This is a genomic window from Empedobacter sp. UBA7252 (assembly GCF_002472765.1).
Lineage (GTDB): Bacteria > Bacteroidota > Bacteroidia > Flavobacteriales > Weeksellaceae > Empedobacter > Empedobacter falsenii_B.
The window spans coordinates 23,325-35,163 of record NZ_DKSQ01000098.1; the positions used below are offsets into that span (position 1 = coordinate 23,325).

The 11,839-nt window shown below is 30.5% G+C and carries 9 protein-coding genes; 5 read left to right on the top strand and 4 right to left on the bottom strand.

The features are described from left to right. Nucleotides 1-210: 210 nt before the first annotated feature. A complete protein-coding gene (locus B2X73_RS13865) occupies nt 211-651 on the top strand; it encodes a hypothetical protein (RefSeq protein ID WP_291050891.1) in 441 nt (146 codons plus the stop codon). A gap of 223 nt (nt 652-874) precedes the next feature. Here the strand turns inward: B2X73_RS13865 and B2X73_RS13870 are convergent, their stop codons facing one another. The 3 genes from B2X73_RS13870 to B2X73_RS13880 all read right to left on the bottom strand — a co-directional run bounded on the left by B2X73_RS13870 (nt 875) and on the right by B2X73_RS13880 (nt 5,537). After that, nucleotides 875-2,620, bottom strand: a complete 1,746-nt coding sequence (locus B2X73_RS13870) for a hypothetical protein (RefSeq protein WP_291047407.1) — start codon at nt 2,618-2,620, stop codon at nt 875-877. Between the two features lie 12 nt (nt 2,621-2,632). After that, nucleotides 2,633-3,784, bottom strand: a complete 1,152-nt coding sequence (locus B2X73_RS13875) for an ATP-binding cassette domain-containing protein (protein ID WP_291047405.1) — start codon at nt 3,782-3,784, stop codon at nt 2,633-2,635. 562 nt (nt 3,785-4,346) lie between these two features. Then, on the bottom strand, nt 4,347-5,537 hold the full coding sequence (locus tag B2X73_RS13880) for a phosphoglycerate kinase (RefSeq protein WP_291059839.1): 1,191 nt from the start codon (nt 5,535-5,537) through the stop codon (nt 4,347-4,349). Nucleotides 5,538-6,079: 542 nt separating this feature from the next. On the opposite strand from B2X73_RS13880, the gene rpiB reads away from it, so the two are divergent. Together rpiB and asnA are read left to right on the top strand one after the other, a co-directional pair. After that, a complete protein-coding gene (gene rpiB, locus B2X73_RS13885; RefSeq protein ID WP_038336192.1) occupies nt 6,080-6,520 on the top strand; it encodes a ribose 5-phosphate isomerase B in 441 nt (146 codons plus the stop codon). A 233-nt stretch (nt 6,521-6,753) separates the two neighbouring features. Beyond that, nucleotides 6,754-7,758, top strand: a complete 1,005-nt coding sequence (gene asnA, locus B2X73_RS13890; RefSeq protein ID WP_291096730.1) for an aspartate--ammonia ligase — start codon at nt 6,754-6,756, stop codon at nt 7,756-7,758. A gap of 134 nt (nt 7,759-7,892) precedes the next feature. Here the strand turns inward: asnA and B2X73_RS13895 are convergent, their stop codons facing one another. Continuing rightward, the gene (locus tag B2X73_RS13895) at nt 7,893-8,690 is read right to left on the bottom strand and encodes a glycosyltransferase family 25 protein (RefSeq protein ID WP_291096732.1); all 798 of its coding nucleotides are present in this window, start codon (nt 8,688-8,690) and stop codon (nt 7,893-7,895) included. A 278-nt stretch (nt 8,691-8,968) separates the two neighbouring features. Here B2X73_RS13895 and rnr point away from each other — a divergent pair, with 278 nt between their 5' ends. Then, entirely contained in the window at nt 8,969-11,128 is a 2,160-nt protein-coding gene (rnr, locus tag B2X73_RS13900) for a ribonuclease R (RefSeq protein WP_286495668.1), read from the top strand. Nucleotides 11,129-11,169: 41 nt separating this feature from the next. Beyond that, the coding region (locus B2X73_RS13905) for a LysE family translocator (RefSeq protein ID WP_291096734.1) at nt 11,170-11,839 on the top strand (670 nt) is incomplete at its 3' end.

The following is an 11,839-nucleotide window of genomic DNA, read 5'->3' on the forward strand; positions in this document are numbered from 1 at the left end:
AATACATCAAAATCCATTCTTTATCGAATGGATTTTTTTATTCAATAAATTTGACAATTTTGTTAAAAATTTTAATAAATCTTTTATTTCACCGCTACTTAACACTCGTTTACCTCAATATTTTTTACGTCTTTTTTTTGTGTTGCAACTTTGTTTCAAGAAAAATGAAAAGAATATAATTCTAACATTTAGTTATAAAAAACATAGATTATGAAAAAAGTATTTTTATTAGCAAGCATGATGATGGTAATGACATTATCCGCACAAGAAAGACCACAACAAGGTGAACGATCTGGAAATAGAAAAGAGCAAAGAGAACGCCCAACTGTAGATCAACAATTGAAAGAATTTGATCAATATAATTTGAGTTCTGCTCAAAAGAAAAAAGTAAAATCGTTGTTAGAGAGTAGAGATTCTGACATGAAAAAAGAGTTTACAAACAGAGACAAAAATTCTACTCAAAAAGGAGAAAGAGGCTCTCGACCAGAAAAAGGTACAAACGATTTTGATACTAAATTAGAGAAAATTTTAGACAAAAATCAGTTCAATCAATACAAACAAGATCGTGAAAAGCGTATGAAATCTAATAAATTTAGTATGCACAAAAAACGTGATGCGAAAGGAAATAGACCTTCGTCTAAATGTGCATAAAATCATAAAAATTAGGGTTAACCTACAAATTTTGATGGTTAACCTCTATTAATTTAAATTTTGAAAGAATATTTTAAAATTTGTGTGAGTTTAAAAATTATTATTGATTAACACAATGTGTTATTTCATTTCATAAGTAAGTTTTTTTTAAAGTAGTTTTTAAAATTCATTTTCATTCAATTATCAAGTGAAAAGCGAGCCGATTTAGCTCGCTTTTCTTTTTTTATTCTTCTGGCATTGCTTGCCATTTTTTGTAAAGATTGATGATGAAATAAAAACTTATTAAATATAAAATTGGATTGATGTAAAGAAAAATTTCTGCAAATTCTTGTAACAGCAATAATTCTTTATTTGTTTGTCTAAACTCATAAATATTCATATGTTTATTTGCTTCATATAACATTTCTTCACGCAAATCTGTGTAAAAACTAAGCATCACAATTCCAATAAAAATATTGGTCGCAACAAACCAATTAAGATTAACACCTGTCAAAACTTTATATTTTTTGGAACGTAAGCCAATTAGTGTAGTCACTATAAATGCAATGTAAAAAACAAATAAAATAATATAAGGTGTGAATTGTGTATAACCAATACTTGCATCGATAGAAATTCCGAAAACGCTTCCTAAAATTGCCAAAATTCCTGCGCCAATCAATGAAATTAACCAAACTTTGAACGAACTAAATCTGAATGTAATAATAAGAACGGTAATAACTAAAGCGATTAGTAAATAGTACTGAATATGTTCTAACCAAGTGGAACTATATTTCGAAAACTCAATATTTTCATACACTTTGTTTAAACTATCTTGGTGGATATAATCATTCAGTTTTTTATCTACAGTTTGATAAGGATCAATATAATTCAATTTATGATCAATGAAATAATACGGATATTGAGGCAAATAATCAATCCACTTTTTATGTTTGAACTGATACCCAATTTCTTGCTTTTTTAATAAATCGGTATAATTATTCAATAAATTTTCAATTACTTTTCGATCATTTTTTTGCAACAAAGCAATCCATTGTCCATCATAAAATTGATGATTTAAAGTAGAATCTTTCGGATTGTTAAAAGCCAAAACACTATAATTATACAAACTTGCTAAGTTGTAATAAACATCTGGTTTTCCACCAGAATTTAATGTTACTGCAGCAGAATCGACAACAGCATAAGTTGAATCTACAGCTACTGTAGTAGGATAGTCCATTTCTTCTTGAAATGAATCTGTAGATGAATTATTCTTTTTAAGAGGTTGATACGTTTGATTAAAATTAATTTTAGAATAACTAAATCGATCCGGAAAATAATCTCTTAATAAGGTTTCAAATTCAGGATTTCTGAAATACGGATCCAAAAAAGCATCATATGAGTATGTTGGATTTTTTCTTAAATATTCTCTCTTATTTTTTTCATATAATTCTCTTGTTTCTTTTTCCGAAACCAACGAATCAAAAGCTGGAACAGGCAAATTTCTCGAATAATTATCGTACCCAAAATTTGGTTGCAACGTAAAACCTTGCGCTCTATTGATAATATCGATATCTTTCAAATATTGCTCTTCAGTTATATAATTTGAAACACGAAATTTAAGACCAGTTTTGAACGAATTTGGTACATAAAACATCAAAAATATAATGAAGAAAACGGCCAAAAATTCTTTGAATAAATAATTTCTTGAGGTTGGATAATTTGATTTGAAACGATTATTTTTTATATAGAAATACAACCAAATAACGCCGATAATGTCACCAATTAATAGGTAATAAATTGCAATTCCTGAGTTGAAAAACACTTCATAAAGTCCAGTTACTTGCAGTTGAGATTTTTTAGTAAAAAACAAAAAACCATTGATAAATGCAATCAAGTTGAAAACTAAAACCGTCAACAAAATCCAAATAAATTTCAGATTCCAAATCAATGGATATTTGGTAATTAAAGTTTGATTTATTTTTTTGAACATAGTTGGTTGGTTTTAATTGACAAAAAAGCGACGACTTGATTTCGAAATATCTCGAATGTATTTTACTTTCAATAATGATTTTCCGATTTCAGACAAAATCATATTCATCGAAATTTCATCATCAAAATATGCGATATATGATCCTCCATTGAATTTTATCTGTTTAATTTCGATGTTAGATAAAGCTGTTAATAACTCTTCTTTGGTATTTTCAACATCAATTTCAACAATCGTAAAATCACCTTCCAAATCATTTGTATCTCCTTGTATTTTAAGCTTTCCTTGCTCTAAAAAGAGAACTTCTGTCGATACTTTTTCAACTTCGTACAATTGTTGAGAACTCAAAATAACACCAAAAGGATTTCGGATTGATTGTGATAAAAATTTCAAATCTTCAAGAATAATTTGTTGTGCCAAAATATCTAAATTAGCCAAAGGCTCATCTAACAACAATACTTTTGGACGACGCAATAACGTTCGCGCGAGCTCGAATCGCATTTTATAACCAGACGACAATTGTCGCCATTGCAAATCCTTGTAAGGCCAAAGCCCCAAACGCGCCAACATAACATTCGCTAATAACCTATTTTCTTCGTTGTAAATATCATAACATGTCAAGGTAAATTGCAGATTTTCCATCAACGTACCATATAAAACTTCGATTCGTTGCGGCACATAAACTAATTTTGTTTTCAGCTCAAAACTAAACGGTTTTGCTTTAGAAAAATGATAAATTATTTCGCCAGAAGTTGGTTTCAATTCACCACAAATTAAACGTAATAAAGTCGTTTTTCCATTTCCATTCTCTCCAACTAATCCAACAACTTCTCGTGATTTCAAATCAAAAGTAATGGGATGGAGTTTAAAATTTCGACGATGATAAGCTTTTTCAACATTGTTGGTTGATATCAATGTTTCTTCTTTCTGAAAGGGAGGAGGAGAAGCTTGTTTTAACTTTTCCACCAATTGTAAAGCCTGCGTTATTTTATTTTCGTTCGTAGAATTTTCGGTGTAATAAAGATCCGAATAGGAGATAATCTCTTTGTAAAAAGATTTCTCACCCAAATCCAACACGCAATCAATTAATCGGCGATAGCCCAAATCAAGATCATTGTGCTGCAAATGATTTTCTACTTCGTTTAGTCGTTGGTTAAATTCATTCATAGATTGATTATTAAATCATTACGAATATAACAATCCTTTTCTATAAATAAAATGGCTAATTGTAGGGAGATTTCAGTTTCAACAATTTTTGATAAACTTTCTTAATTACTTTTTAATTCATTATTTATCAAGTTTTTATAATTAACAATTTTAACTTTATTAAATCAATTTAGTTCTAAAATCATCATTATTCACAAGTTTTAATAAAGTTTATTCATAACTTTTTAATTCATTTATATTGAATAGTTTACTATTAACAATTTGAGTAATTAATCAAGCTATAAACATTCTTTTTATAACTCAGTTGAAAAGTAGTTAATTTATTAAATAACAAGTGATTACTATTAACAATTTTAGAATCATTGAGATTCCTCCTAACGTTGGAATGGCAGAAAATTTGATGCTAAAAAAAAATGTCATTCTGAACGAAACGACAGCAAAGTGAAGAACCTAATCATTAAGATGAGAAGTTGAAATAAATTCAGCTTAACAATTAAGACAAAAAAAGTCGAGCAAATGCTCGACTTAATTTTTTACTATTTTAAGTATTTTTTTCCTTTTCTTATTTTAAAATCGCAGCAACTCCTGGTAATTCTTTACCTTCCAACGATTCTAACATTGCACCACCTCCTGTAGAAACGTAGCTTACTTTGTCGTCGTAACCAAATTGTTTTACGAAAGCAACAGAATCTCCACCACCAACAAGCGAGAAAGCGCCGTTTGCCGTAGCTTCAGCAATTGCATCACCTAAAGCAATAGTTCCTTTTGCAAAATTTGACATTTCAAAAACACCTAAAGGACCATTCCAAAGAATTGTTTTCGAATTGTTAATTACATCTGCAAAAACTTTTGACGATTCTTCACCAACATCCATTCCCATCCATCCATCAGGAATTTGATCCGAAGGAACTGTTTGTGTATTTGCATCATTACTGAAATTATCAGCAATTACATTGTCAACCGGTAAATAAACTTTTACATTATGTTTTTCACATTCAGCCAAAATTTCTTTCGCTAAATCTAATTTATCATCTTCTACCAACGAATTTCCAATATTTCCGCCATTTGCTTTTACAAATGTATACGTCATTCCACCACCAATAATCAAGTTATCAATAACGGGTAAAATATTGTTGATAATCGTAATTTTAGAAGATACTTTAGCTCCTCCAAGTACCGCTGTTACAGGTTTTTCTCCGTCTGATAACACTTTGTTAATAGCTGTTAATTCTTGTTCCATTAACAAACCAAAACATTTATTTCCCGGGAAAAATTCAGCAATAATTGCAGTCGAAGCATGTGCGCGGTGTGCTGTTCCGAAAGCGTCATTCACATAAATATCTCCAAATTGAGCCAATGATTTTGCAAAGTCTTTATCTCCAGCTTCTTCCTCATTATGGAAACGAACATTCTCCAATAATAAAACTTGGCCTGGTTTTAGATTACTAACTTTTTGTTTCGCATCATCGCCAATAACATCATTCGCAACGATCACATCAACACCAAGAATTTCTGAAACTTTTGATGCAATATGTTTTAATGAATATTTATCATTGAATTCGCCTTTAGGACGTCCCAAATGACTCATTAATACAACAGCGCCACCATCTTTCAATATTTTGTCGATCGTTGGTTTTGCAGCTCTAATACGTGTATCATCTGTCACATTTAAATTTTCGTCTTGCGGAACATTGAAGTCAACACGAATCAATGCTTTCTTGTTTTCGAAATTGTAGTCGTTGATTGTTTTCATATTTTGATTTGAAATTTTGAACTACACAAAAGTAATCAAACTTTCATTTTGAGACTTAAAATCATTCAATACAATTTTCAACTATTAACAATTCATAATAATATATATAGTTTAATTAATTTTTAAATTTTAAAAAAAGAAAAAAATGTTACTATTATTAGCACTGTTAATATGTGGATAACTAAAGTGAGATAAATTTTATTTAATAGCAATTAACAAGCTATTATTTGTAATTTTGTTTTGTAATGAAAGAGTTAGATATTCTATCAACAATTTATCATTTTGGTTGATAAACAACTTTTGTTAAAAAGAAGTTTTGTGAAAACTATTCATAACGGTGTGTAAATCTTTTATGCCAAAATGAAAACTTTTACTTGACTTGTATTGATTTATTTCTAATTGATTTTTTGAATCAGATTTCCAAATTTTTCTCTCGAAAAGTTATTAGTTTTATTCAATCATCTTTTAACAAGTTGTTACTTTTACTTAACATTTGATTTACAATTATTTAAACAAAAACAACAAAAACACCTGTTAATTAAATGAAAATTGCAATCGGAGCGGACCATGCTGGGTTCGATTATAAGGAGAAATTAGTACCCTTTTTAACAAGTCAAGGATTTGAGGTTGAGGATTTTGGTACGTTCTCAACAGCGAGTGTTGATTACCCTGATTTTGCACACCCAACGGCACAAGCTGTGGAAGATGGAAAAGCAGATTTCGGAATTTTGATTTGTGGTAGTGCGCAAGGCGTTACAATGACTGCAAATAAACACCAAGGAATTCGTGCTGCATTATGTTGGATGATGGATATTGCCAAGTTAGCTCGTCAACACAATAATGCAAATGTGTTAACTTTACCTGCACGCTTTATTGCGTATGAATATGCAGAAGAAATTGTGAATACATTTTTAGCAACAGAATTTGAAGGTGGTCGTCACCAAGGACGCGTAGATAAAATTGCTTGTTCATACAACGGATAATTTTATACATCTATTATAAGATATAAAATCGGTCAATTCGTTAGAGTTTACCGATTTTTATTTTAAAAATTAAATTTAAAACTATTATAAAGTTTAAATAGTTAAGTATAAACAATATTTTATATTTAAAATTAAATATTTTTAAACCAATTTAAGTCAATAGTATATTTATTGATTTTAGCTGTTCTACTTTTACATCAGTTAAAAAAACAAATCATTTAAAGATTAAAAAGATGAGCAGAGCATTATTACGTAGAGAACAAGCAATCTCTTTTGTAAAAGAAGAATTTTCGAAAGGATTACAAAAAGAATTAAACATTATTCCAGTTTCTGGACCATTGGTAGTTTTGGATGGAACAGGTATTAATGATGATTTGAATAGTATCGAAAGACCTGTAAAATTCCCTATAAAATCTTTGAATGATAAAAATGCGGTAGTTGTACATTCTTTGGCAAAATGGAAACGTATTCGTTTGAAAGAATTAGAAATTGAGCCAGGCGAAGGAATTATAACAGATATGCGCGCTTTGCGTCCAGACGAAGATTATTCGCCAATTCACTCTATTTATGTGGATCAATGGGATTGGGAAAAAGTAATTGTGCCGCAAGATCGCCAATTGGATTATCTTTTTTCGACAGTAAAATCGATTTATGAAGTTATTAAAAAAACGGAGCAAAATGTAGAAGCAAAATATCCACAATTGAAAGCTGTTTTACCAGAACAAATTACATTTATTTCGTCTGAAGATTTATTACAGAAATATCCAACTCTTACGCCGAAAGAAAGAGAAAATGCAATTTGTAAAGAATTTGGAGCTGTTTTTATTTATGGAATTGGAGGAGAATTGAGTAATGGAGAATTACACGATGCACGTGCCGCTGATTATGACGATTGGAGTACAGAAAACAGTGCTGGTTTTAGAGGTTTGAATGGAGATATTTTAGTTTGGAATCCTGTTTTAGAATCTGCTTTCGAGTTATCTTCGATGGGAATTCGTGTAGATAAAGAAGCTTTGACGAAACAATTAGAAATTAGAGATTCTTCGGATCGTAAAAACTTATTATTTCACTCGATGTTGTTAGATGACAAGTTAACAGAATCTATTGGAGGTGGAATTGGACAATCGCGTATGTGTATGTTTATGTTGAAGTCTCGACATATTGGTGAAGTACAAGCGAGTATTTGGGACGGAAAAGTAAAAGAAAAATTAAGAGAAGAAAGTATCGAATTATTATAAATTAAAAAAGCAGTTTCAAAATTTTGAAACTGCTTTTTTTTTATCTTATATAGAAATTAACAATGTTTATAACTGTTGATAAAGGTTGTTAATTAATTTAAATTCAAATATTTAATAAATTTTAGAATTGTTGATTAAGAAATACGTTCGTTTTTCTTTGCAATAAAACTATCATAGAATTTTTTGAAACCATGATGATTGATTAAATAGAAATATTTAGGAAATAATCGATTCAATTCGTATTGAATTTGTCTTGGAAATTTAGACTTTCTTAAACTGCGATCAATCTGAATTTGCGTTTCTACTGGAGCTGGTTTAACAAGCGATGGAAGAAGATTATATATTCTTAAATCAAATTCCCAAGCATGCTGTAAATCACAATCAATAGGACGTTGAATTGTAGGAAGTGGTGTTTTAATTTTATTCAAAAATTTTTCTGCGGCTTTTCTTGTCCAAATTGCTGCAATTGTTGTGATTGGAATACTGGTTCCACAAGCTGCAATTATATATTTTTGGTCAACATCAGCTATTTTGATATGTTTTCGTTTTCCATTAAACAACTTCAAAACATCCCAATGATCTTTTACTTTTAAATCATCATATTGATTCATTGCTTTTTCTACAGCAGATTTAAAATCATTAACCAAAATAGCATCATCTTCTATAATCAAAGCAAAATCATTTTCAGAAGCCAAAAAAGTTTCTAGCGTTTTCACATGACTCAAATAACAACCAATTTCTCCAGGAACTAAATCGCGGTCATATTTATTTTTTACTTTATAGGTTGACGAATCCAAAGTTTTGGCATCTACAGCAGAAATTCTTTCGTAAGTAATCTCACATTTTTCGAATTCTTTTTGCATCAATTCAAGCCGATCCGTAGCTCGATCAAGGTTAATCAAGTAGGTTTGGTATAATGGTTTAGTTTTCATTCAATTAATTATCAATGCAAAAATAGTTTTTTTGGCTCAATTTTCGCAATAAATCAAAACGTTACAAGTAATCTTATCCTTTCCGTAACATACAATTGGCTGTAAATTGTTATTTTAGAAAAAGGATATATTACCTTTGCAGTGGTTATGTTGTTTATTAACATCTTATCAATAGTTATTAAAAATAATTTGATAATCAAACAATTAAGATGTTTATTAATTAACTATTTTAAAATAAATCTCGAAAAAACAAGAAGAGATTTGACAGAAAACAAATTATGCCAAGAAGAAATTTTAAAAATACAAAGGCGAAAAAAGACAAAAACATAACAAAGTTTACGAAGTCTATCATCGAAGTTTTATTTCAAAATCCGAATAAACCTTTAAATTATAAACAAATTGCAGCAGCTTTAAACCTAACAAATCGAATTGATACAGAATTATTGATTAAGAATTTGAATGTTTTATTAGCTGACAAAAAGATTTCTGAAGTAGAAAGAGGAAAATACAAAATCAATGCAACCAATGATTATATGGTTGGGATTGCGGATTTGACTTCTTCGGGAAGCGCTTATATTATGATTGATGGTCTTGAACAAGATGTCTTTGTACAAAAAGGAAAAACGCGAAATGCCTTAATGGGCGATACGGTTCGCGTATATGTTTATCCAAAAAAACATGCCAATCAATCGAGAGCAGAAGGAGAAATTGTAGAAATTATCGAGCGTAATAAAACTGAATTTACAGGTATTTTCGAGTTAGGAAAGAACGGAAATTTTGGTTTTGTAACGATGCAAAATGGTAACCACGATTTCTTTATTCCGAAAGAGAAAATTAAAAATGCTCAACCAGGAGAAAAAGTTGTGGTTCGATTAACAAATTGGCCAGAAGGTTCTAATTCACCATTTGGTGAAATCACGCAAGTTTTGGGTAGTCCAGACGATACGGATGTAGAAATTCATGCAATTTTGTTAGAATATGATTTGCCAGCTCAATTTCCAGAGGAAGTTGAAGAAGAAGCAAATCAGTTGGATACTTCGATAGATGAAGCTGAAGCTGCTCGTCGTAGAGATATGCGAAATGTAACGACATTTACAATCGACCCGAAAGATGCAAAAGATTTTGATGATGCTTTATCAATACGAAAATTAGAGAATGGAAACTGGGAAATTGGTGTTCACATTGCCGATGTTACACATTATGTTCGTCCAGGTTCGTTGATCGAGCAAGAAGCATATAAGCGTGCAACTTCTGTTTATTTGGTGGATAGAGTAGTGCCAATGTTGCCAGAAGTGTTGTCGAATGTTGCGTGTTCTTTGCGTCCAAACGAAGATAAATATACGTTTTCGGGAGTTTTCGAAATGGATGATAATGCGAAGATTGTAAAAACATGGTTTGGTCGTACTGTTACACATTCGGATAGACGTTTTACATATGAAGAAGCACAAGAAATTATCGAAGGAAAAGATGGCGATTTTAAAGATGAAATCTTGACTTTAGATCGTTTAGCCAAAACAATGCGCCAAAAACGTATGAAATATGGAGCGGTTAATTTTGATAAAGTTGAAGTAAAATTCGATTTAGATCAAGCGCATAATCCACAAGGAATTTTCTTCAAAATTTCGAAAGATTCGAATAAATTGATTGAAGAATTCATGTTATTATGTAACAAAAAAGTTTCAGAATTCATTAGTTTAGATAAACATGGAAAAGAGAATGCGAACACTTATATTTATCGAGTTCACGATGATCCAAATCCAGATAAACTATTAGACTTAAAAAATTTTATTCGTCAATTTGGGTATGAATTAGAGATTGGAGATCGTAAAACAACTATCAATTCTATGAATAAGTTGTTAGCAGAAGTGAAAGGAAAACCAGAAGAAAATATGGTTGAAACTTTGGCAATGCGAACAATGGCGAAAGCAAAATATACAACAGAGAATATAGGACATTACGGTTTAGCGTTCGATTATTACACGCATTTTACATCGCCAATTCGTCGTTATCCAGATATGATGGCGCACCGATTGTTGCAAGATTATTTAGATGATAAAAAATCTCCTGCAGCAGCTGTTTACGAAGATAAAGCAAAACATTGTTCTTCTCGCGAAAAAATTGCTGCAGAAGCAGAAAGAGAGTCAATAAAATATATGCAAGTAAAATACATGGAGCAATTTGTTGGCGAAACTTTTGATGCTTTTATTACAGGTGTACAAGATTATGGAATCTTTGTTGAAATCCCAGAAACGCGTTGCGAAGGTTTGATTCGTTCTCGTGCTATGAAAGGTGATCATTTTGTTTTTGACGAAAAAAATCATGCTTTAATAGGTAAACGCACACGTGTTAAATATCAGTTAGGAAGTCCGGTTAGAATCAAAGTTTTAAATGCTGATTTAATCAAGAAGCAATTAGATTTTGAATTAGTTGATGCTTAAGTTTCATATTTTAGACTTATCTTGCAGACCTTAATTATGTTATGGAAATAATATTTTCGGCCATACTAATAGGTTTTTTGTTAAGTACAATTCTTATTGGACCTGTATTTTTCTTACTTATTGAAACCAGTTTGCGTAGAAGTTGGAAAACCGCTGTAGTCCTAGATTTAGGGGTTATTGCAGCTGATATTTTATGTATTGCAGCAGCCTATTATGGAAGTAAAGATTTTACAGATTATGTGACCAATCATCCAAAGTTTTACCGCATTTATATCATTGCAGGTTTCTTTGTGTTGATTTACGGAATTTTCATGTATTTCTCTAAACCAAAGCTACATATAGAAGGCGAAGCGGGATTTGTAAGCAACAATTATTTGAGAACGTTTATCAATGGATTTATTATGAATTTGTTGAATATCGGTGTCATTGTTTTTTGGTTTGTAATTGTTTCTTCAATTATGATTCAATATCCAAATCCAAGCGATTTTATGCTGTATATGGGCGTTGTTTTGACGACCTATTTTGTAATAGATTTGGGTAAAATATTTTTGGCAGGGAAGCTACAGAAACGTTTTACCGATCAAAAAGTATTTATGGTGCGAAAAGGAGTTGGTATTTGTCTTTTAGTCTTTGGATTAATCATTATCTTAAAAGGTTTCGGATTCTTTAAAGAAATCGATCAAAAAATAGAGAATCAGCTCATTAATCAAG